Below are 20,744 nucleotides of genomic sequence, written 5' to 3'. Positions count from 1 at the left end.
GTGGTCGGTCCCACCCCGGCTGCGCCCCGACGGGTCGCGGTGGTCGGCTCCGGCGTGGCCGGGCTGACCGCGGCGTACGTCGCCTCGCGCACCGCCCACGTCACGCTCTACGAGGCCGACGACCGTCTCGGCGGGCACGCCGACACCCACCGGGTGCCCGAGACCCGTCCCGACGGCAGCCAGCACGAGCTGGGCATCGACACCGGCTTCATCGTGCACAACCGCCGCACCTACCCCACGCTGCTGCGTCTCTTCGCCGAGCTCGGCGTGCCCACCCAGCAGTCCGAGATGTCGATGTCGATCCGCGACGACGACTCCGACCTCGAGTGGGCCGGTGCCCTGGGGCGCCGCGGGGTGGTCCCCTCGCGGGGCCACCTGGCGCGCCCGGCGTACCTGCGGATGCTCACCGAGATCCCCCGCTTCCACCGCCGGGCCCGCGCCCTGCTCGCGGCCACCGACGAGCGGGGGCGCAGCGACGAGCGGACGCTGCGCGAGTTCCTCGCCGACGGCGGCTTCAGCGACTTCTTCGTGCGCCACTTCATGGAGCCGATGGTCGCCGCGGTCTGGTCGTGCGACCCGGAGGTCTCGCTCGAGTACCCCGCGCGCTACCTCTTCAGCTTCCTGCAGCACCACGGGATGCTGAGCATCTTCGGCTCGCCGACCTGGCGCACCGTCACCGGCGGCTCGCACACCTACGTGCAGCGGGTCGGGGCGGTGCTCCAGGACGTGCGGCTCGGCACCAAGGTCACCTCGGTCCTCGAGACGCCCGGTGGCGTCGAGGTCACCGACGGCAACGGTGCCACCGCGTCGTACGACGCCGTGGTGCTGGCCACGCACCCCTCGCAGACCCTGGCGATGCTGGCCGAGCCGACGCCGCTGCACCGCGAGCTGCTCGGCGCGCTGCCCTACTCGCCCAACACCGCGCTCCTGCACACCGACACCTCGGTGCTGCCGCGGCTGCGCGGCACCTGGGCGTCGTGGAACTTCCTGCGTCCCTCCGACGCGCAGGAGCGCCCCGACGGTGTCGAGGGCGTCGTTGTCACCTACGACCTGACCCGTCTGCAGCGCCTCGACACCGACACCCACTACCTGGTCACCCTCGGCGGCGAGCACCTCGTCGACCCGGCCACGGTGATCGACCGGATGGAGTACGAGCACCCGCTCTACACCCCCGCCTCGGTCGCCGCCCAGGCCCGCCTCGGCGAGCTCGACACCGACCGGGTCGCGCTGGCCGGCGCCTACCACGGGTGGGGCTTCCACGAGGACGGCGCCCGCTCGGGGCTGCGGGCCGTCGAGCGGCTGGGCCTGACCTGGCCCGAGCAGGCGACCGCGGCCGACGTCGAGGCCGGCGTCATCTACGAGACCACCATCCGCCACCAGCGCCGCACGCCGTTCAGGCGCGCGTTCACGCACCACTCGCACACCTGGCTCGTCGACCTCGACGACCTGCCCGACCACAAGTCCACGTCGTGGCTGCGCGGCTCCTTCGAGGCCCGCGACCACCTGGGCTCCCCCGACCGCAGCATCCGCGAGAACGTCGAGCACTTCCTCGACCTGCAGGGCGTCACGCTGCGCCGCGACACCCGCGTGCTGATGGCCGCGCAGCCGCGGGCGTTCGGCTACTGCTTCAACCCGATCACCGTCTTCTGGGCGCTCGCGCCCGACGGCGGCGTCGAGGCCTGCGTCGTCGAGGTGCACAACACCTACGGCGACCGGCACGCCTACCTCGTCCAGCCCGACGAGCAGGGCCGCGCCCGCACCGGCAAGGCCATGTACGTCTCGCCGTTCCACGGCACCGACGGCCACTACGAGCTGGCGGTGCCGGTGCCCGGCGAGAGCCTCGACATCGCCGTGACCCTGCACTCCGACGGCGACGCACGGTTCAGCGCGTCGCTGACGGGGAAGCGGAGCACCAGCAGCGCCCTGCGCGCCGCACCCGCCGCCCTGCGAGGATCCGCGCTGATCCGGCTGCACGGGGTGTGGCTGTGGCTGCGCCGACTCCCGATCCGACAGCGACCCGCGCACCACCAGGAAGGCGTCTCGCGATGACCATGACCCCGTCCCGACCCACCAGCCCGCCGCAGGCGGAGCGCTGGCCCGGCCTCGACGTCGTCCCCTCCGGACCCCGCGCCCGCGTCTCCGCGGCCATCGCCCAGCGGCTCTTCGTCGCCGCGGTGAGCCGCCTCGACGTGACCGTGCACCTCGACCTCCCCGAGGGCCGGCGCACCATCGGCCGCGGCGGCCCCGAGATGACCGTGCACCGCCCCGACGAGCTGTGGGCGCGCGTGGGCCGCCACCAGCTCATCGGCTTCGGCGAGGCCTACCTCACCGGCGCCTGGGACGCACCCGACCTGGGTGGCTTCCTGACGGTGCTGGCCGCCGAGATCCAGCACCTGGTGCCGCAGAACCTGCAGAAGGCCCGGGCCCTGGTCGTCAAGCGGCCACCGAGCTGGATGCGCTCGAGCAGGTCGAACAGCCAGCGCAACATCGCGCACCACTACGACCTGTCCAACGACCTGTTCGAGCTGTTCCTCGACCCGACGATGAGCTACTCCTCGGCGCTCTTCGAGACCAGCCCCGCCGCCGCGCGGGCCGAGGACCTCGAGGCCGGGCAGGCCAACAAGATCGAGCGGCTGCTCGACCGCGCCAAGGTCGGCGCGGGATCACGGGTGCTCGAGATCGGCTCCGGCTGGGGCGAGCTCGCGATCCGCGCGGCGCGCCGCGGCGCCTCGGTGCGCACCATCACGCTCTCGGTCGAGCAGCAGCACCTGGCCCAGGCCCGCATCGAGGCCGCCGGCCTGGGCCACCTGGTCGACGTGGAGATCTGCGACTACCGCGACGTCACCGGCGAGTACGACGCCGTGGTCTCGGTGGAGATGATCGAGGCGGTGGGCCACGACTACTGGGGCGAGTACTTCCGCACCATCGACAAGGTGCTGGCGCCGGGCGGGGTGGTGGCGATCCAGGCGATCACGATGCCGCACGACCGGATGCTGGCCACCCGCAACACCTACACCTGGATCCACAAGTACATCTTCCCCGGCGGGCTGCTGCCCTCGGTGTCGGTGATCGAGCAGATCACCCACGAGCAGACCTCGCTGCGCCTGGTCGAGCGCCAGGCCTTCGGCCAGCACTACGCCGCCACGCTGCGGCTGTGGGACGACGCCTTCCTCGGCTCGCCCGACGAGGTCGCCGCCCTCGGCTTCGACGAGGTGTTCGTGCGGATGTGGCACTTCTACCTCGAGTACTCCCGTGCCGGCTTCGCGTCGGGCTACATCGACGTCAACCAGCTGGTCCTGTCGCGTCCGGAGGACTCGTGAACGGGGTCGCGCAGCGGCTGGCCCTCGCGCTCGAGCCGTTCCTGCGCGGGCCGCTCCCGGTGCGCCTGGTGGCGTGGGACGGCTCCGCGACCGGCCCGGCCGACGGCTCGGTGCCGACCGTCGAGCTGCGCAGCCCCGACGCCGTACGCCGCCTGCTGTGGCACCCGGGCGAGCTCGGGGCCGCCCAGGCCTACGTCACCGGTGAGCTCGACGTGCCCGAGGTCGACGGCTGGGACCTCGACTCGGCGCTGACCCACTCCTTCGCGGTCGCCCGCGAGCGCGGCCTCTCCGGCGTGCGACCCTCCCCGCGCGCCCTGGTCGAGGCCGTGCGCACCGCCGCCGGCCTGGGCGTCCTGGGCCGCCCGCCCGCCAACCCGGCCTCGCAGGCGCGGGTCCGCGGCCGGCTGCACTCCAAGGTGCGCGACCGCTCGGCGATCTCGTTCCACTACGACCTGTCCAACGAGTTCTACTCGTTGATCCTCGAGCCGCAGATGGCCTACTCGTGCGGCTACCACTCCTCCCCCGAGCAGTCCCTCGAGGACGCGCAGCGCGCCAAGCTCGACCTGGTGTGCACCAAGCTCGGCCTCGAGCCCGGCATGCGCTTCCTCGACGTGGGCTGCGGGTGGGGCTCGCTGTCGCTGCACGCCGCCGAGCACTTCGGCGCCCAGGTCACCGGCGTGACCATCGCCGCGGAGCAGAAGAAGTTCATCGACGCCCGGATCGCCGAGCGCGGCCTGGGCGACCGGGTCGAGATCCGGCTGCAGGACTACCGCGACGCGGTGCCGGCCCCGGGCCAGGAGTACGACGCGGTCGGCTCCCTGGAGATGGGCGAGCACGTCGGCCAGGGCAACTACCCGACGTACGCGAAGGTGCTGCACGACGCGGTCCGCCCCGGTGGGCGGGTGCTGGTGCAGCAGATGTCGCGCGCGGGCAGGTGGCCCGGCGGCGGGCCTTTCATCGAGAGCTTCATCGCCCCCGACATGCACATGCGCCCCGTCGGCGAGACCGTCGGCCTCCTCGAGGCCGGTGGCCTCGAGGTGCGCGACGTGCACGCGCTGCGCGAGCACTACGTGCTCACGGTGGCGGGGTGGCTCGAGCGCTTCGAGTCCAACGTCGAGGTGCTCACCAAGCTCGTGGGCGAGGAGGTCGTGCGCGTGTGGCGGCTCTACCTCGTCGGCGGCGCGATGGCCTTCCGCGACGGCCGGATGGGCGTCGACCAGGTGCTGATGGTGCGCCCGGGCGGCACGCACACCCTGCCGTCTGTACGAGACTGGTGACATGGACACCGCGACTGCCCTGACCGTCTCGCTGCTGGCCGGGCTGGCCTGCGTCGTGGTGGTGATGACCGCGACGGCGCTGCGGGCCCGCCAGCTCGGGGTGGTCGCGGTCGTCGACGTCGCGTGGGGCCTCGGCTTCGTGGTGGTCGCCCTGGTGACCGCGCTGGTCGGCCTGGGCGCCGACGGGGCCGACGGGCACCGCTGGCTGGTGCTGGCGATGGTCGCGGCGTGGGGCGGCCGGCTCGCCTGGCACGTGCGCAGCCGCGCGCTCGGCGCCCACGGCGGCGAGGAGGACCCCCGCTACCAGGAGATGCTCGGCGGCTCGCTGCAGGAGGTCGGGATCGGCACCGCTGTGCGCCGGGTCTTCCTGGTGCAGGGGGTGGCCCAGTGGTTCGTCTCGGTGCCGGTCGCGGTCGGCGCCGTGCTGGCGCTCGAGCACGCGTGGGTGCTGGTGCTCGGCGTCGTGGTCTGGGGCGTCGGGCTGGTCTTCGAGGCGGTGGGTGACCGCCAGCTGAACGACTACATGTCGCGCCCGCGCGACGAGCGCCCGCCGGTGATGGACCAGGGCCTGTGGGGCTGGACCCGCCACCCCAACTACTTCGGCGACGCCTGCGTGTGGTGGGGCCTGTGGCTCGCCGCCGCCGCCTCGACCGGCTGGGTCGCCGCCCTGGCCACCGTGCTGTGCCCGGTCGCGATGACCCTCTTCCTGCGCAACGTCACCGGCGCCAAGCTGCTGGAGAAGAAGATGAGCCAGCGCGAGGGCTGGGACGAGTACGCCGCCCGCGTGCCGATGTTCTTCCCCCGCCCCCCGCGCTGACCCGGCCCATATCTCGCGCTGACCCGGCCCGGACTTGCGCTGCTGGGGAGAATGGCAGCATGCCGTCGACGTCCGACCAGGTGGCAGAGGCGATGCGGGTCGTGGCCCGCGGCGACTACCTGCCGCCGGGACAGCGCGACCGCGCCGGGGACGACGCCCCGGTGCAGATCGGCCACGGCCAGACCAACAGCCAGCCCCGCACGGTCGCCGACATGCTGCGCCTGCTCGACCCGCGCCCGGGCGACCGGGTGCTCGACGTGGGCTGCGGGTCGGGCTGGACCACCGCGCTGCTGTCGTGGCTGGTCGGCCCGTCGGGGACCGTGCTCGGTGTCGAGCTCGAGCCCGCCCTGGTCGCCATGGCCCGGACCAACCTCGCGGCGCGGCAGGTGCCGCGGGTGCGGGTCGAGCAGGCCGACCCCGACGGGCTCGGCCGGCCCGCGGAGGCGCCGTACGACGCGATCCTGGTCTCGGCCGAGGCCCGGGAGCTGCCGCAACCGCTGCTCGACCAGCTCGCCGACCCGGGCCGGATGGTGGTGCCGGTCGCGGGCGAGATGGTGCTCGTCGAGCGTCGGGACGGCCGCGACCACCTGACCCGGCACGGCCGCTACCGGTTCGTGCCCCTGAGGTAGCGCCTCAGGCGAGGCCGGTGAGCTGGGCCGAGCGCTCCCACAGCCCGTCGATGAGGCTCTGGTCGCGGGCCTGGCGGCTCTCGCGGCCGTCGATGGTGAAGCGGCTGAAGTAGCGACCGTCGATCTCGGGGTCGGGGCCCCGGTGGGCCAGCGCGACCAGGGGCGCGGCACCGTCCGCGACGGTGATGGTCGCGAACCGCTTGAGCGGCGAGCGGTAGAGCAGGCCGACCAGCCACGAGTCGCGGCCGAACGAGCTGCCGACCGGACCCGGGTGCACCGCCACGGAGCGGATCGCGTCGTCGGCCCAGCGCTGGGTGATGCCCCGGGTGAAGAGGATGTTCATCAGCTTGCCCGTGCCGTACGCCGGGAACTCGATCGCGCGGCGGCGCTCGTAGTCGAGGTCGTCGAGCACGACCCGGCCCATCAGGTTGGCGATGCTCGAGGTGTTGACGACCAGCGAGCCGCCGGCCGCGGCGAGGCGGGGCCGCAGCAGCTGGGTGAGCAGGAAGGGCGCCAGGTGGTTGACCTGGAAGTTGGGCTCATGGCCGTCGTGGGTGCGCCGCGCGGGCGAGAAGGTGCCGCCGGCGTTGTTGAGCAGCAGGTCGAGGCTGCCGACCCGCTCGCCGACCTGCTCGGCCAGGCGGCGTACGTCGTCGAGGCGGGAGAAGTCGGCGACCAGCGGCTCGGTGCCGACCGCCTCGGCCACCGGCCGCAGCTTGTCGGCGCTGCGCCCGGTCACGTGCACCGTGGCCCCCTCGGCGGCCAGCACCCGCGCCGCCTCCGCGCCGATCCCGTCGCTCGCGCCGGTCACCAGGACCGTGCGGCCCGCCATCGTCTGCTCAGTCATGGCTCGAGCCTAGTGAGACGACCAACGTCACCGTTGGTCGAGCAGGGAGGAGCGCCAGCGACGAGCGACGCCGAGACCCCGCAAGCACCGCGCCCACCGCAACCACTCGCCGTACGCCATGGAGTCACCCGGTTCCGGCGACGCTCGAGCCTTCTGCCCTCGCTGCTCAACCAACGTCCGCGGCCGGCCGCCCGTCGACGCCCTGCAGCCAGCGCCTCACCTCGGCCCGCGACCCCAGGCGTACGACGACCGGCGGGTGCGGCGCCGCGGCCACCAGCTCGGCGATCCTCGCCCGCTCGGTCGACCGGAACCTCAGCACCGAGACCAGCAGCTCCCACGACACCCGCTCCCGCCACCCCTCGGGGACGTCCGGCCGATTCTGGCCCCGACCCCAGCGGCGGGCCACGACGCCGCGCAGCGCCGTGCGCGTGGGGTGGTCGAGGTGCACCACCAGGTCGGCCGCGGCGATGCGCTGCGCCAACGTGGAGGCGTAGTGGCCGTCCATCACCCAGCGCGGCTGCGTCACCAGCTCCTCCACCACGTGCCGGCGCCAGCGCGGCCGGTCGTCGGCGTAGCCGTGCGCCGGGTCGTGGAACAGCCGGTCGAGGTGCACGACCGGGAGGCCGAGCCGGGCGCCCAGCTCGACCGCGATCCGGGACTTCCCCGTGCCGGGCGAGCCGACGACGAGGATGCGCGAGCAGGCCATCGCCCCATCCTGCGGCACCCGCCCCCCGGGTGGGGCGCCACCTGGCAGGATTCCGGGCGTGAGCGAGATGTCCCCCGGCGAGACCGGCGACCTTGGCCACGAGCTGGTGCGGCTGGCCTCCGCCGACAACTTCCGCGACCTGGCGGGGCCCGGTCACCGCACCGCGGACGGCGCGCCGCTGCGTCCGGGCGTGCTCTACCGCTCCAACGAGCTGCAGCTCAGCGACGCCGACGTGCACCGGCTGGGCGCCCTGGGGCTCGGGGAGATCTTCGACCTGCGCGAGCAGCACGAGGTCGACGCCCACCCCGACATCGAGGTGGCCGGCGCCAGCTGGCACCACCTGCCGGTGCCGGGCATCCCGATGGACCAGGTGGTGGCGCTGTCGAGCCGCGAGGAGGCCGACGAGGCGATGCGCGCGGTCTACCGCGGCTTCGTCGACGACGAGCTGGCGCGGGTGAGCTTCGCCGAGCTGCTGACCCGCCTGGCGGCGGGCGCGGCGCCCCAGGTCTTCCACTGCACCGCCGGCAAGGACCGCACCGGCTGGGCCTCCGCGCTGCTGCTGCGCCTGGCGGGGGTCCCCGAGGAGGCGGTGCTCGCCGACTACCTGCGCACCAACGAGGTCAACGGCACCCGCGAGAAGTACCTCGCGATGGTCGCCGAGCACCTGGGCCCCGAGAAGGTCCCGGTCTACGAGAGCGTCATGGTCGCCGAGGCCGGCTACCTCGCGGCCGCCGACGAGCGGGTGCGCGCCGAGCACGGCGACCACGCGACGTACGCCGTCGAGGGGCTGGGGCTCAGTCGCGAGACGGTGGCGGCGCTGGTGGCGCGTCTGCGCTAGATCCCGCACCGGATCCCGCACCGGGCGCCGGTACGTCGAGCACGGTCGTGGGCGGCTGGCGGCGCAGCTCCTCGGGGTCGGGCGGCGCCGGCTCGTCCTCGCTGAACTGCACGTCGATGACCTCGTTGACCTTGTGCCGCTGCGAGCGCACGTAGTAGGCGTAGGCCCGCTTGTCGGCGGGGGTCAGGTCGACCTTGTCGATGAAGAGCGTCAGCAGCGCGCGCGGGTAGAGGCGGCGCGCCAGCACGACGTTGACCTCCATCCCGATCACGCCCATCACCGCCGCGATGTAGATCAGCCCGACCAGGCCCAGCACCAGCGCGAACGTGCCGTTCATGCCGTCGGTCTCGCTCAGCACCGCGGTGACGTAGAGCGTGCCGAGCCACTGCAGGCCCTGCCAGAAGGCGGCCACCACGAAGGCGCCGGGCGCGGCCTGGCCCACGCTGAGCCGCCGGGCCGCGGCCAGCCGGAACAGCGCCGTGAGCACCGCGCCGACGAGCAGCATCGTGACCAGCCGCACCACCCAGCGCAGCGACCCGTCGACGCTCACGCCGAGCATGTCGGTCTCCGAGCCGAGCGCCGAGACCACCGAGACGCCCAGCACGGCGACGCCGGCGGAGGCCAGCAGCACCAGGCTCTTGAGCCGCAGCACCACGGGGTTGGGCCGATTGTGCCGCGGCACCGCCCAGGCGATGTTCTGCGCGTTCTGCAGCGCCTGGCCCAGCCCGAGGGCGCCGTACGTCGCGGTGAGGGCACCGACGACGACCGCCGTCGTGGAGCCGCTGAGGCCCTCGGGGCGGCCGAGCTCGTCGCCGATGATCGGGAACTGGCGCAGCGCCGAGCTCAGCACCGCCTCCTGCAGCCCCGGGTTGCCCTGCAGCAGGAAGCCGAGGATCGAGGTGGCCAGCAGCAGCAGCGGGAAGATCGCGATGAACCCGTAGTAGGTGATGATCGCGGCCAGGTAGGGGCCCTGGTCGTCGACGTACTTGTAGAAGACCGCGAGCGGCACGGAGACGGGCGGGAAGCGTCGTTGGAACCGGTCGGCACCGTCCAGGACTCTTCCCACCCGCCCCACGCTAGTTGGTCGACTAGTAGGACTTCGGCAGCCCCAGCGAGTGCATGGACACGAAGTTGAGGATCATCTCGCGGCTGACCGGCGCGATCCGGCCCACACGGGTGGCCACCAGCAGCCCCGCCATGCCGTACTCCTGGCTCGCGCCGTTGCCGCCGTGGGTCTGCACGGCGCGGTCCACGACGTCGCAGGCGGCCTCGGCGGCGGCGTACTTGGCCATGTTGGCGGCCTCCCCCGCCGCCATCTCCTCACCGGCGTCGAGCAGGGCGGCGGCCTTCTGGTTCATCAGCCGCGCCATCTCGATCTCGATGTGGCTCTGCGCCAGCGGGTGCGCGATCGCCTGGTGGGCGCCGATCGGCTGGCCGAAGACCTCGCGCTCCTTGGCGTACGCCGTCGCCTGGCGCAGCGCGTAGCGCGCCAGGCCCAGCGAGAAGGCCGCCGCCATGATCCGCTCGGGGTTGAGCCCGGCGAAGAGCTGGACCAGCCCGCCGTCCTCGTCTCCCACGAGCGCGTCGGCCGGCAGCCGCACGTCGTCCATGAACACCTGGAACTGGTTCTCGGGGCTGACGATCTCCATCGGGATCGCGTTGGCCTCGAAGCCCTCGGCGTCGGTGGGCACCACGAACAGGCACGGCTTCAGCTTGCCGGTGCGCGCGTCCTCGGTGCGGGCCACGACCAGCACGTTGTCGGCCTCGTCGATGCCGGAGATCCAGATCTTGCGGCCGTTGAGCACCCAGCCGTCGCCGTCGCGGCGCGCGGTGGTGGTGATGTTGTGGGTGTTGGTGCCGGCGTCGGGCTCGGTGATCGCGAAGGCCATCGTGCCGGTGCCGTCGCACAGCCCGGGCAGCCACTTCTGCTTCTGCTCCTCGGTGCCGTAGCGGGCGATGATGGTGCCGCAGATCGCGGGGCTGACCACCATCAGCAGCAGCGGGCAGCCCTGCGCCGAGAGCTCCTCGCAGACCGCGGCGATGTCGCCGATGCCGCCGCCCCCGCCGCCGTACTCCTCGGGGATGTTGATGCCCAGGTAGCCGTTCTTGGCGATCGCCATCCACAGGTCGGTCGTCTTGCCGCCGGAGCGGGCCTTCTCGACGAAGTAGTCGCGCCCGTAGGTCGCGGCCAGCTTGGCGACCTGCTTGCGCAGCTCCTGGCGCTCCTCGGTCTCGGTGAACGCGTGCGTGCTCATTGCTTCTCCTCCACTACTGCCAGGACCTCTCCGGCCGCGACCTGCGAGCCGGGTCGTACGTCGAGCGTGACCACCACACCGTCGGTGGGGGCGCTGACCGTGTGCTGCATCTTCATCGCCTCGAGCACCAGCACCGGGTCACCGGCGCCGACCTCGTCGCCCTGGGCGACCAGGACCTTCACGACGCTGCCGGGCATCGGCGCCAGCAGGCTGCCGCTGGCGACCGCGTCGGCCGGGTCGGTGAAGCGCGGCACCCGCACCAGGCGCAGGTGCCCGCGCGGGGAGTCGACGTCGACGACCGCGCGGTGGGTCGGGCCGCTCAGCGTCACGTCGTACGTCGTGCGCACGCCGTCGCGCTCGAGGCTCACGGCCGTGGCGCTCACCGAGACCACGCGGAAGCCCTCGACCGAGTAGCCGTCGCGGCCGCCCCACCACTGCACCACCACCGGCTCGTCGGCGCCGAGCGCCTCGAGCTCGGTGCGCTGCGGCGCGGAGACCACGTTGCGCCACGCGACCGGGGCACCGTGCTGGACGGTGCGCTCGGCGCGGGTGCGCTCGGCCAGGGCCAGCGCGGCTGCGACCGGTGCCCCGGGGTCGGCCTCGGCCCCGGCGAACACGTCGGGGTGCTCGGCGAGGAAGCCGGTGCTGACCCGGCCGGCGACGAAGTCGGGCTCGCGCAGCGCCGCGACCAGCAGGTCGCGGTTGGTGACCAGCCCGTGGATCCGGGCCCGCGAGAGGACTCCGGCCAGCCGCCGGGCGGCGGCCTCGCGGGTCGCGGCGTGCACGACCACCTTGGCCAGCATGGCGTCGTAGTGGGTGGAGACGACCGAGCCGCTGGTGAAGCCCGCGTCGACGCGCACCCCCGGCTCCTCGCCCAGCGCGCCGGGGATCTCGAAGCGGCTCAGCACGCCGCTCTGCGGCTGGTAGTCGGCGGCGGGGTCCTCGGCGTAGAGCCGGACCTCGATCGCGTGCCCCTGCGCAGCGGGCACCGTGGGCAGGTCGTGGCCCTCGGCGACCGCCAGCTGCTGCTCGACCAGGTCGAGGCCGTGCACCAGCTCGGTGACGGGGTGCTCGACCTGCAGCCGGGTGTTCATCTCGAGGAAGAAGAACCGCTCGGTGGCCGGGTCGTAGAGGAACTCCACGGTGCCGGCGCCGCGGTAGTCGATCGCGGTCGCCGCGGCCACCGCGGCCTCGTGCATGGCGGCCGCGACCTCGGGTCGCAGCCCGGGGGCCGGCGACTCCTCGACGACCTTCTGGTGGCGGCGCTGCAGCGAGCAGTCGCGCTCGCCGACGGCGACCGCGGCGCCGCGGCCGTCGCCGAGCACCTGCACCTCGACGTGACGGCCGGCCTCGACGTACGTCTCGACGAAGACGGTGCCGTCGCCGAAGGCCGACTCGGCCTCGGCGGTGGCCTTCGCGACCTCGCCGGGCAGGTCGGCCAGCGACCGGACGATGCGCATGCCGCGCCCGCCGCCACCGGCGGAGGCCTTGACGATGAGCGGCAGGTCGGCCTCGGTGGCGGTCTCGACCGTGTGGTCGGTGAGCACCGGGACCCCGGCGGCCTCCATCAGCTTCTTGGACTCGATCTTCGAGCCCATCTGCTCGATCGAGGCGGGGGCCGGGCCGACCCAGGTCAGCCCGGCGGCCTCGACGGCGCGGGCGAAGTCGGCGTTCTCGGAGAGGAAGCCGTAGCCGGGGTGGATCGCGTCGGCGCCCGCGGCCCGGGCGGCCTCGAGCACCAGGTCGGCGCGCAGGTAGGTCTCGCCCGGCGCGTTGCCGGGCAGCCGCACGGCGGCGTCGGCCTCGGCGACGTAGGGCAGGACGGCGTCGGCGTCGGAGTGCACGGCGACGGTCTCGATGCCCAGCGCCCGGCAGGTCCGGAAGACCCGCGAGGCGATCTCGGCCCGGTTGGCCACCAGCAGTCGCTGGATCATGAGTACACCTCTGTCTGGGGCCTCGGGGTCCCCGTGGCGTTGTTCGCGGAGGAGCGAAGCGGAGGAGCGGAGAACGTCATGGGGTGCTTTCACATCCTGAAGACGCCGTAGCCGGCGGCGCCGGTCCAGGGCTGGTTCTCGATGACGGACAGGCAGATGCCCAGGACGGTGCGGGTGTCGCGGGGGTCGATGACCCCGTCGTCGTAGAGCATCCCGGAGAGGAAGTGCGGCAGCGACTGCTCCTCGACCGAGGACTCGATGAAGGCGCGCATGCCCGCGTCGGCCTCCTCGTCGTACGCCGCCCCCTTGGCCTCGGCCGCGGCGCGCGCCACGATCGAGAGCACGCCGGCGAGCTGGGCGGGGCCCATCACCGCCGACTTCGCCGAGGGCCAGGTGAAGAGGAAGCGCGGGTCGTAGGCGCGCCCGTTCATGCCGTAGTTGCCGGCGCCGTAGGAGGCGCCGAGCACCACGGTCAGGTGCGGCACCGAGGAGTTGCTGATCGCGTTGATCATCATCGCGCCGTGCTTGATGATGCCGCCCTGCTCGTACTCCTTGCCGACCATGTAGCCGGTGGTGTTGTGCAGGAAGAGCAGCGGGGTGTCGGACTGGTTGGCCAGCTGCACGAACTGGGCGGCCTTCTGGGCCTCCTGGCTGAACAGCACGCCCTGGGCGTTGGCCAGGATGCCGATCGGTCGGCCGTGCAGGCGGGCCCAGCCGGTGACCAGCGAGGTGCCGTAGAGCGGCTTGAACTCGTCGAAGGCCACCGCGTTGCCCGGCCCCGCGCCGTCGCAGACCCGCGCGATCACCTCACGCGGGTCGAAGGGCTCCTTGAGGTCGGCCGGCACGAGGTCGAGCAGCTCGTCGGGGTCGGCGTCGGGCTCGGCGTACCCCACGGTGGTTGAGGAGGGACGAAGTCCCGTCTCGAAACCACCGGTGCGTCGACGGTTCAGCCGGGCCACGATCCGCCGCCCGATCCGGATGGCGTCGCGCTCGTCCTCGGCGAGGTAGTCGGCCAGCCCGGAGGTGCGCGCGTGCATCTCGGCGCCGCCCAGCGACTCGTCGTCGGACTCCTCGCCGGTGGCCATCTTGACCAGCGGCGGGCCGCCGAGGAAGACCTTGGCCTGCTCCTTGACCATCACGGTGTAGTCGCTCATGCCGGGCACGTAGGCGCCGCCGGCGGTGGAGTTGCCGAAGACCAGCGCGACCGTGGGCTGCTTGCGGGCGCTGGCCCGGGTCAGGTCGCGGAAGAGCTTGCCGCCGGGGATGAAGATCTCCTTCTGGGTCGGCAGGTCGGCACCCCCCGACTCGACCAGCGAGACCGTCGGCAGCCCGTTCTCCTCGGCGATCTGCGCGGCCCGGAAGATCTTCTTGACCGTCCACGGGTTGCTCGCGCCGCCCTTGACGGTGGGGTCGTTGGCGGTGATGACGCACTCGACGCCCTCCACGACCCCGATGCCGGTGACCACGGAGGCGCCGACGGTGAAGTCGGAGCCCCAGCCGGCCAGCGGCGAGAGCTCGAGGAAGGCCGAGCCCTCGTCGACGAGCAGCTCGATGCGCTCGCGCGGCAGCAGCTTGCCTCGGGTGTGGTGGCGTGCGACCGAGCGCTCGCCCCCGCCCGCGACGGCCTTGTCCTGCTCCTCGGCCAGCGACGACAGCTTCTCCAGCATCGCCTCGCGGTTGCCGCTCATGACTCCACCACCTGCTTCATCCTCTCCAGGGTCGTGCGCATGCCGTTGGCGTTGGTGCGCCGGCGCAGTCGGCCGAGCACCAGCCAGTAGGCCCGGAACGGCAGCGCGGCCGAGAGCCGGAAGTACTCGGTGACCCGCGAGCCGCCCGCGCCGTCGGGCTCGATGCGGTAGCCCCAGCTGTTGACCGTCACGTCGTCGGTGCCGACGCTGAACTCGAAGAGCCGCGGCTCCTCGCAGGCCGTGACCTGGCAGGGCGTCCAGTACGTCGGCCCGACGCCGTTGCGCTTGACGTGGCCCTTGAAGCTGGCACCGACCTCGGGGCCGGTGGAGCCGCGGGTCCAGCGCGCCTCGAAGGTCTCGGGCGAGAACTCACCGATCCGGGTCACGTCGCTGACCAGGGCCCACACCTCCTCGGGCGGGGCGTCCATGGCCACCGTGACCTCACCGGTCATCGGGGGTACGAGTCGGTCCAGGATCATCGGCTCTCGCCTCTCGTGGGTGCGTAGCCCAGCAGCTTGGCCGCGAGGTCGGTGAGGACCTCGGTGGCGCCGCCGCCGATGGGCAGGATGCGGGCGTCGCGGTAGTGCCGCTCGACCTCGGTGCCGTGCATGTAGCCGGTGCCGCCGTGCAGCTGCACCGCCTGGTCGCAGACGTAGGTCGCCGCGTCGCAGGCCGTCTGCTTGGCCAGGCAGGCCTCGGCCACGCTCGCGCCGCGCTCGACGACGGCGCGGGTGTAGGTGCGCGCCACCTCGACCTGGCGGTGCATCTCGACCAGCTTGTGGCGCACCACCTGGTTGGCCACCAGCGGCTTGCCGAAGGTGTCGCGCTCGCGGCAGTAGGCGGCGGTCAGCTCGAGGCTGCGCGCGGCGATGCCGTAGGCGTGCACCGCCAGGGCGATCCGCTCGGAGACGAACTGCTCGGCGATCTGGTAGAAGCCCGAGCCCTCGGCGCCCACGAGGTTGCCCACCGGCACCCGCACGTCGGCGTACGACAGCTCGGCGGTGTCGGAGCAGTGCCAGCCCATCTTGCGCAGCGAGCGGTCGACGGTGAAGCCGCGCGTGCCGCGCTCGACGACGAGCAGGCTGACGCCGGCGTGGCCGGGCTGGCCGGTGCGCACCGCGGTGGTCACGAAGTCGGCGCGCACGCCCGAGGTGATGAAGGTCTTGGCGCCGTTGACGACGTAGTGGTCGCCGTCGCGGACGGCCGTGGTGCGCAGGCCGGCGACGTCGGAGCCGCCGCCCGGCTCGGTGATCGCCAGGGAGCCGATCAGCTCGCCGGCCAGCGTGGGCCGCACGAACCGGTCGACCAGCGCGTCGGCGCCGGCCTCGCCGCGGCCGGCGGCCGCGACCATGTGGGGCAGCGCGATGCCCGAGGTGAACAGCCCGGCGAGCAGGCCGCTGGAGGCGCCGGCGGAGAGCATCCCCTCCTGCAGGTCGACGGTGTCGAGCATCGATCCGCCCTCGCCGCCCACCTCGGTGGGGAAGGCCAGGCCGAGCAGCCCCTGCTTGGCGGCCGCGGCGTGCAGCTCGCGCGGGATGGTGCCGGCGTCCTCCCACTCCTGCAGGTGGTCGACGACCTCCCGGCGGGCGAACTCGGCGCCGAGCTCGTGGATCTCGCTCACAGCAGTCCCTCCTGGATGTGCACCGAGCGGGCCCGGGCCCACTCGCCGAGGCCCTTGGCCTGCGGGTCGAAGCGGGTCGAGGCGGCCACCCCGCGCCCGAGCAGCCCCTTGATGACGACGTTGACCGCCCCGAGGTTGGGCAGCACGTGCACCTCGATGGCCTCGTCGGGCAGCGCGGCGGTCTCGGGCAGCAGCTCGCGGACCTTGCGCGGGCTGATGATCTTGGCCAGCCAGGTCACCCGGGCGGCGTACTTGTCGTCGGGGCCGTCGTGGGAGACCCACAGGCCCAGGTTGGCGTCGCCGCCCTTGTCGCCGGAGCGGGCGTGCACGAAGGTGCCCAGCGGCAGCCGGCGGTTGAGGGTGTCGGCGGGCGCGGGGTACGGCGAGGGGCGCAGGCCCAGCGTGTGGTCGGCCTCGGCGTACGCCGTCGGGTCGGGCACGCTCTCGCGGGTGCCGTCGGGCAGCACCACGACGTGCTCGACGGCCGAGCGGTCGACGTACGCCGCGCGGTAGACGCCGTAGGGCGTGGGGGCCGCGGGCGGGCCGGTCATCGTGAAGCCGGGGTAGGAGCCGAGGGCGAGCTCGACCGCGGGGCCGGTGAAGGCCTTGGCGACGGGGCCCTGCTCGGGGTCGGTGACGGTGCAGCGCAGCAGCACCGAGGCGCCCTCCTCGGTGTCGGCGTCGGCGGCGGGCGCGGTGGGCCGGCTCCAGGTGACCTCCTGGGCGGTGAGCCGCGGCGAGAGCTGCTCGCGCACCCAGTCGGCCTTGGCCTCGACGTCGAGGCCGGTGAGGACCAGCTCGACGGTGTTGCGCCACCCGCCGAGCTCGTTGACGCAGACCTTGAGCTGCTCGGGCGGTGCCTCGCCGACGACGTCGCTGACCCGCACCCGGTCGGGGCCGACCTGCTCGAGGCGCACGGTGTCGAGGTGGGTGGTGACGTCGGGGCCCAGGTAGCGGGTGGACTGGATCTCGTAGACCAGCTGGGCGGTGACGGTGTCGACGGTGACCGCGCCGCCGGTGCCGGCGTGCTTGGTGATGGTCGAGGAGCCGTCGGCCTCGATCTCGGCGACGGGGAAGCCGAGCGGCTGCGAGAGGTCGACGCCGGCCGCGGCGAGCGAGCGGAAGCCGCTGAAGTTGCCGCCGGTGGCCTGGGTGCCGCACTCGAGCACGTGGCCGGCGACCACGGCGCCGGCGAGCTCGTCGTGCTGGTCGGCGCTCCAGCCGAAGTGGGCAGCGGCGGGGCCGACGACCAGGGAGGCGTCGGTGACGCGGCCGGTGACCACGACGTCGGCGCCGGCGGTGAGGGCGCGGGCGATGCCGAAGCCGCCGAGGTAGGCGTTGGCGGTCAGGGCGCCGTCGAGGCCGAGCTCGGCGGCGCGGGCGCGCAGGTCGTCGCCCTCGACGTGGGCGACGGCAACGTCGAGGCCCAGGCCCCGCGCGACCTCGCGGACCTTGGCGGCGAGCCCGGCGGGGTTGAGGCCGCCGGCGTTGGAGACGATCCGGGTGCCGCGCTCGAGCGCCAGGCCCAGGCAGTCCTCGAGCTGGCGCAGGTGGGTGCGCGCGTAACCGAGGGACTCGTCGCGCATCGTGTCCTTGCCCAGGATCAGCATGGTCAGCTCGGCGAGGTAGTCGCCGGTGAGGACGTCGAGGGTGCGCCCGTCCTCGAGGCTGCCCTCGAGCATCTCGCGCATCGCCGAGATCCGGTCGCCGTAGAAGCCGGAGCAGTTGCCGACCAGCAGTGTCGGCGCGAGCGTGCCCGTCATCGCTGCTCCCGCCCGGGGCCGGCGGGGCCGGCGAAGGCCTGCGCGATGGTGAGCCAGTGCTCGGCGTCGGCGCCGGTGGCTACCAGGTCGGTGTCGTCGCGGTGCACGCGCTGGGTGACGAGCAGGCAGAAGTCGTACGCCGACCCGGTCACGGTCTGGGTGGCCTCCTCCGGCCCCCAGGCCCAGGTCTCCCCCGAGGGCGAGACGAGCTGCACGCGGAACGGCTGGGCGGGCGGCTGCTGCTCGTGCACGGAGTAGGCGAAGTCGCGGGTGCGCACCCCGAGGTGGGCGACGTGGCGGACGCGGTCGGTCGGCTCGTGCCGCTGGCCGAGGGCGTCGTACACGTCGAGGGCGTGCGCCCAGGTCTCCATGAAGCGGGCGGTGCCCATCGAGGTCGGCGACATCGGCGGGCCGAACCAGGGCATCTCCTCGCCTGCGGGCACCTCGCGCAGCGCGATGGTCAGCTCCTCGCGGGCCTTGCCCCAGCGGGCGAGCAGGGCCTCGGGGGCCAGGCGGGCCACCTCCACGGCGGCGGTGTCGACGAAGCCGGTGGGGTCGGCCATCGCGGCGAGGACGACCTCGTCCCAGGCGGCCTTGCCCTCGGGGGTGTGGCTGCGGGCCGCCAGGGCGGCGACCTCGTCGGTCCAGGCCAGGTGGGCGACCTGGGTGGCCACGCTCCAGCCGGGTGCCGGGGTGGGCGTGGCCCAGCCGTCGGCGTCGAGCCCGGCGACGGTCGACCAGAGCTGGTCGCCCTCCGCGCGCAGGTCGCCCAGCAGGGCCTCGAGCAGGTCACTCATCGCGTTCTCCTCGTGAGGGTGGTGTCGAGCGTGTCGGCCCAGCGGTCCAGGATCCGGGCGCGGCGGGCGGCGTCGTCGGTGACGGTGTTGGCCAGGCCGAGGCCGCGGACCAGGTCGAGGGTGGCCTGCACCAGCTCGCGGACCCCGTCGACGGACTCGTCGGCATCGAGCAGGTCGACGGTCAGGCGGTGGGTGTCGCGACCCACCCGCTGCTCGAGCGGACCGACGGAGGCGTGCAGGCCGGGGTCGGTGCGGGCGGCCACCCACAGCTCGAGGGCGGCGACGAAGACCGGGGAGGTGAAGTGGTCGGCGAGCACCTGCAGCACGCCCCGGGTGCGCGGCACGTCGGGCGGCAGCGCGGTCGCGGCGGCGGCCAGCTCGGCGCCGCGCACCTCGGTGAGGTGCTCGACGGCGGCGACGACCAGGTCGTTCTTGGTCGGGAAGTGGTGCAGCTGGGCCCCGCGGCTCACCCCGGCCCGCTCGCTGACCAGCGTGGTCGTGGTGCCGGCGAAGCCGCGCTCGACCAGCAGCTCGACGGTGGCGTCGAGGAGCCGCGCCCGCATCAGCCGGGTGCGCTCGCCCTGGGGCACACGGGTGGGGGCGCTGGTCACGAGCACAGCCTGGTGGCTCATCAACAAACAGTCAAGCCTGACTTTTGTTGACCCGGGCGCCGGCGCCAGAAGTGGGCTTTACTTTCCCGGGTGAGCACCCGCCTGTCCCCGCTCGCCACCCCTGCCTTCCGCTACTTCTTCATCGGCCAGGTCGTGAACCGTGCAGGGTCGTCGATGTCGGGCGTGGCGCTGGCGTTCGCCGTGCTCGCGATCAGCGACTCGGCAGCCGACCTGGGTGTGGTGCTCGCGGCGTGGAGCGTGCCGTCGGTGGTGTTCATGCTGCTGGGCGGCGCGATCGCCGACCGGCTGCCGCGGGCGGTCGTGCTGCGCGGCTGCAACCTGGTGCTGGGCGTCGCGCAGGGACTGACGGCCTTCCTGGTCGTCACCGGCCTGGCCGAGGTGTGGCACCTGGCCGTCCTGCAGTTCGTGGCGGGCACGGTCTTCGCGGTGAGCTACCCGGCATTCCTGGGCATGGTCCCGATCCTGCTGCCGGTCGCGGAGCGCAAGGCGGCCTTCCTGCTCATCGGACAGGCGTCGAGCGCGGTGGGCATCCTGGGCCCGGCGCTCTCGGGGCTGCTCGTCGCGACCGCCGGCCCGGGCTGGGCGCTGGCCTTCGACGCGGCGACGTACCTCGTGGCGGCGGGGTTCCTGTCGCTGGTGCGGCTGCCACCGGGCGATCGCGGCGGCGCCGCGACGAGCGTGCTGGGCGACTTCGTGGCGGGGTGGGCCTTCGCCCGTGAGCTCGGCTGGGTGATCCCGGCGGCGTCGGCGTCACTGGTGTTCAACGCGCTCGTCAGCGGCGCCATCGGGGTGCTCGGCCCGAGCATCGCCGACGACACGATCGGCAGCACGGGCTGGGGCCTGGCCCGCTCGGGCCAGGCGGTCGGCGTCTTCGTCGCGGCGTTCTTCCTGGCCCGTGTCAGCCTGAAGGTGCCGCTGCGCACGATCATGATCACCTTCCCGATCTGATGCCTGCCGATGCTGGTGCTCGGCACCCACGTGAGCACCTGGCTGCTCACCGCCTCCTTCGTCATCGCCGGCGCGGCGCTGAGCCTGCTCGACCTGGCCTGGAACATGACGGTGCAGGAGAAGGTGCCCGAGGCGATGCTGTCGCGGATCATGTCGATCGACGGGTTCTTCTCCTTCGTCGCCACGCCCATCGGCCAGCTCGCCGTCGGGCCACTGGCCCTCGCTCTCGGGGCCGGCCGGGTGCAGCTGGGCTGCTTCGCCCTGGCCGTGCTGGTCGGCGCGGTCGCCGCCACCCGACGCACCGTCACCGACGTCCGGCTCACCGGCGCGGAGCCCGAGGCGACCGGCCGGAGCTGAGCAGGGGTCAGCGTCCGGTCAGCTCGAGGGTGCCGTGGGTGGTGACGGCGTAGCTGTGCCCGTGGTCGTCGCGCCAGAGGTAGTCGCCGTGGTCGGTGCGCTGGTAGGTCCAGCGCTCCTCGGTCTTGGCCCGGTGGTGGTGTCGACACAGCGGCGCCAAGTTCTGTGGGTGGGTCTGGCCGGGTGGACCGCCTTCGTCCATGGGGACGTAGGGACTGATGTGGTCGAGGTCGCAGCACGGGGAGCCGGTGTCGCAGAACGGGAAGACGCAGTGGGTGTCGCGGCGGGTGACCAGGTCGCGCATCCAGCGGGGCG

General features: G+C 73.4%; 20 protein-coding genes. 8 read left to right on the top strand and 12 right to left on the bottom strand.

From position 1 onward, the window contains the following. The 5 genes from ABKW28_RS07690 to ABKW28_RS07670 are packed head-to-tail and all read left to right on the top strand — an operon-like array spanning position 1 to position 6,043. Entirely contained in the window at positions 1-2,049 is a 2,049-nt protein-coding gene (locus ABKW28_RS07690) for a DUF1365 family protein (RefSeq protein WP_348607896.1), read from the top strand. Beyond that, positions 2,046-3,320: a class I SAM-dependent methyltransferase gene (locus ABKW28_RS07685; protein ID WP_348607894.1), complete on the top strand. Its 1,275-nt coding sequence runs from the start codon at positions 2,046-2,048 to the stop codon at positions 3,318-3,320. The genes ABKW28_RS07690 and ABKW28_RS07685 overlap by 4 nt, the downstream gene beginning before the upstream one ends. Continuing rightward, positions 3,317-4,597, top strand: coding sequence for a cyclopropane-fatty-acyl-phospholipid synthase family protein (locus ABKW28_RS07680; protein WP_193669511.1), 1,281 nt, complete (start codon positions 3,317-3,319; stop codon positions 4,595-4,597). Before ABKW28_RS07685 ends, ABKW28_RS07680 begins: the two co-directional genes overlap by 4 nt. Position 4,598: 1 nt before the next feature. Beyond that, a complete protein-coding gene (locus ABKW28_RS07675) occupies positions 4,599-5,414 on the top strand; it encodes a DUF1295 domain-containing protein (protein WP_348607891.1) in 816 nt (271 codons plus the stop codon). Positions 5,415-5,473: 59 nt separating this feature from the next. Further along, positions 5,474-6,043, top strand: coding sequence for a protein-L-isoaspartate O-methyltransferase (locus tag ABKW28_RS07670; RefSeq protein ID WP_348607888.1), 570 nt, complete (start codon positions 5,474-5,476; stop codon positions 6,041-6,043). A gap of 4 nt (positions 6,044-6,047) precedes the next feature. Here ABKW28_RS07670 and ABKW28_RS07665 read toward each other — a convergent pair whose 3' ends face one another. Continuing rightward, positions 6,048-6,890, bottom strand: coding sequence for an SDR family NAD(P)-dependent oxidoreductase (locus ABKW28_RS07665; protein ID WP_204797219.1), 843 nt, complete (start codon positions 6,888-6,890; stop codon positions 6,048-6,050). A gap of 166 nt (positions 6,891-7,056) precedes the next feature. Next, a complete protein-coding gene (locus tag ABKW28_RS07660; RefSeq protein ID WP_348607885.1) occupies positions 7,057-7,596 on the bottom strand; it encodes a hypothetical protein in 540 nt (179 codons plus the stop codon). 67 nt (positions 7,597-7,663) lie between these two features. Between ABKW28_RS07660 and ABKW28_RS07655 the strand changes: the two genes are divergently transcribed. Further along, a complete protein-coding gene (locus tag ABKW28_RS07655; RefSeq protein ID WP_227491914.1) occupies positions 7,664-8,434 on the top strand; it encodes a tyrosine-protein phosphatase in 771 nt (256 codons plus the stop codon). Here the strand turns inward: ABKW28_RS07655 and ABKW28_RS07650 are convergent. The 9 genes from ABKW28_RS07650 to ABKW28_RS07610 all read right to left on the bottom strand — a co-directional run bounded on the left by ABKW28_RS07650 (position 8,391) and on the right by ABKW28_RS07610 (position 19,124). After that, positions 8,391-9,500 (bottom strand): YihY/virulence factor BrkB family protein, encoded by a 1,110-nt coding sequence (locus ABKW28_RS07650; RefSeq protein WP_348607883.1) that lies wholly within the window; start codon positions 9,498-9,500, stop codon positions 8,391-8,393. The two genes, ABKW28_RS07655 and ABKW28_RS07650, sit on opposite strands and share 44 nt — an antisense overlap. Positions 9,501-9,522: 22 nt before the next feature. Continuing rightward, on the bottom strand, positions 9,523-10,689 hold the full coding sequence (locus ABKW28_RS07645; protein ID WP_193669506.1) for an acyl-CoA dehydrogenase: 1,167 nt from the start codon (positions 10,687-10,689) through the stop codon (positions 9,523-9,525). Next, positions 10,686-12,623 (bottom strand): biotin carboxylase N-terminal domain-containing protein, encoded by a 1,938-nt coding sequence (locus ABKW28_RS07640; RefSeq protein ID WP_348607880.1) that lies wholly within the window; start codon positions 12,621-12,623, stop codon positions 10,686-10,688. The genes ABKW28_RS07645 and ABKW28_RS07640 overlap by 4 nt, the downstream gene beginning before the upstream one ends. An 89-nt stretch (positions 12,624-12,712) precedes the next feature. Next, positions 12,713-14,311, bottom strand: a complete 1,599-nt coding sequence (locus tag ABKW28_RS07635) for a carboxyl transferase domain-containing protein (RefSeq protein WP_348607878.1) — start codon at positions 14,309-14,311, stop codon at positions 12,713-12,715. Continuing rightward, a complete protein-coding gene (locus ABKW28_RS07630; RefSeq protein WP_348607875.1) occupies positions 14,308-14,790 on the bottom strand; it encodes an SRPBCC family protein in 483 nt (160 codons plus the stop codon). The genes ABKW28_RS07635 and ABKW28_RS07630 overlap by 4 nt, the downstream gene beginning before the upstream one ends. Further along, a complete protein-coding gene (locus ABKW28_RS07625; RefSeq protein ID WP_348607873.1) occupies positions 14,787-15,932 on the bottom strand; it encodes an acyl-CoA dehydrogenase family protein in 1,146 nt (381 codons plus the stop codon). Before ABKW28_RS07625 ends, ABKW28_RS07630 begins: the two co-directional genes overlap by 4 nt. Further along, a complete protein-coding gene (locus ABKW28_RS07620) occupies positions 15,929-17,695 on the bottom strand; it encodes an acyclic terpene utilization AtuA family protein (RefSeq protein WP_348607870.1) in 1,767 nt (588 codons plus the stop codon). Before ABKW28_RS07620 ends, ABKW28_RS07625 begins: the two co-directional genes overlap by 4 nt. Next, entirely contained in the window at positions 17,692-18,492 is an 801-nt protein-coding gene (locus ABKW28_RS07615; RefSeq protein ID WP_348607868.1) for a TIGR03084 family metal-binding protein, read from the bottom strand. Before ABKW28_RS07615 ends, ABKW28_RS07620 begins: the two co-directional genes overlap by 4 nt. Then, entirely contained in the window at positions 18,489-19,124 is a 636-nt protein-coding gene (locus ABKW28_RS07610) for a TetR/AcrR family transcriptional regulator (protein ID WP_227491879.1), read from the bottom strand. Before ABKW28_RS07610 ends, ABKW28_RS07615 begins: the two co-directional genes overlap by 4 nt. Before the next feature lie 69 nt (positions 19,125-19,193). Between ABKW28_RS07610 and ABKW28_RS07605 the strand changes: the two genes are divergently transcribed. Further along, the gene (locus tag ABKW28_RS07605; RefSeq protein ID WP_348607865.1) at positions 19,194-20,072 is read left to right on the top strand and encodes an MFS transporter; all 879 of its coding nucleotides are present in this window, start codon (positions 19,194-19,196) and stop codon (positions 20,070-20,072) included. A gap of 9 nt (positions 20,073-20,081) precedes the next feature. Next, positions 20,082-20,429, top strand: coding sequence for a hypothetical protein (locus tag ABKW28_RS07600; protein ID WP_348607863.1), 348 nt, complete (start codon positions 20,082-20,084; stop codon positions 20,427-20,429). A 7-nt stretch (positions 20,430-20,436) separates the two neighbouring features. Here the strand turns inward: ABKW28_RS07600 and ABKW28_RS07595 are convergent. Continuing rightward, on the bottom strand, positions 20,437-20,744 hold a 308-nt coding region (locus ABKW28_RS07595; RefSeq protein WP_348607860.1), incomplete at its 5' end, for an HNH endonuclease signature motif containing protein.

Source organism: Nocardioides sp. 31GB23 (assembly GCF_040012395.1).
In the GTDB taxonomy this organism is placed as follows: domain Bacteria; phylum Actinomycetota; class Actinomycetes; order Propionibacteriales; family Nocardioidaceae; genus Nocardioides; species Nocardioides salarius.
The sequence above is the reverse complement of the archived record's forward strand: the minus strand, read 5'-3'. Positions and strand labels throughout refer to the sequence as shown.

Excerpts from the sequence above, each read along its gene's own strand:
- ABKW28_RS07685 (WP_348607894.1), top strand. The coding sequence starts at position 2,046 with ATGACCATGACCCCGTCCCGACCCACCAGCCCGCCGCAGGCGGAGCGC.
- ABKW28_RS07675 (WP_348607891.1), top strand. The coding sequence starts at position 4,599 with ATGGACACCGCGACTGCCCTGACCGTCTCGCTGCTGGCCGGGCTGGCC.
- ABKW28_RS07670 (WP_348607888.1), top strand. The coding sequence starts at position 5,474 with ATGCCGTCGACGTCCGACCAGGTGGCAGAGGCGATGCGGGTCGTGGCC.
- ABKW28_RS07665 (WP_204797219.1), bottom strand. The coding sequence starts at position 6,890 with ATGACTGAGCAGACGATGGCGGGCCGCACGGTCCTGGTGACCGGCGCG.
- ABKW28_RS07660 (WP_348607885.1), bottom strand. The coding sequence starts at position 7,596 with ATGGCCTGCTCGCGCATCCTCGTCGTCGGCTCGCCCGGCACGGGGAAG.
- ABKW28_RS07655 (WP_227491914.1), top strand. The coding sequence starts at position 7,664 with ATGTCCCCCGGCGAGACCGGCGACCTTGGCCACGAGCTGGTGCGGCTG.
- ABKW28_RS07645 (WP_193669506.1), bottom strand. The coding sequence starts at position 10,689 with ATGAGCACGCACGCGTTCACCGAGACCGAGGAGCGCCAGGAGCTGCGC.
- ABKW28_RS07640 (WP_348607880.1), bottom strand. The coding sequence starts at position 12,623 with ATGATCCAGCGACTGCTGGTGGCCAACCGGGCCGAGATCGCCTCGCGG.
- ABKW28_RS07635 (WP_348607878.1), bottom strand. The coding sequence starts at position 14,311 with ATGAGCGGCAACCGCGAGGCGATGCTGGAGAAGCTGTCGTCGCTGGCC.
- ABKW28_RS07630 (WP_348607875.1), bottom strand. The coding sequence starts at position 14,790 with ATGATCCTGGACCGACTCGTACCCCCGATGACCGGTGAGGTCACGGTG.
- ABKW28_RS07620 (WP_348607870.1), bottom strand. The coding sequence starts at position 17,695 with ATGACGGGCACGCTCGCGCCGACACTGCTGGTCGGCAACTGCTCCGGC.
- ABKW28_RS07615 (WP_348607868.1), bottom strand. The coding sequence starts at position 18,492 with ATGAGTGACCTGCTCGAGGCCCTGCTGGGCGACCTGCGCGCGGAGGGC.
- ABKW28_RS07610 (WP_227491879.1), bottom strand. The coding sequence starts at position 19,124 with ATGAGCCACCAGGCTGTGCTCGTGACCAGCGCCCCCACCCGTGTGCCC.
- ABKW28_RS07600 (WP_348607863.1), top strand. The coding sequence starts at position 20,082 with ATGCTGGTGCTCGGCACCCACGTGAGCACCTGGCTGCTCACCGCCTCC.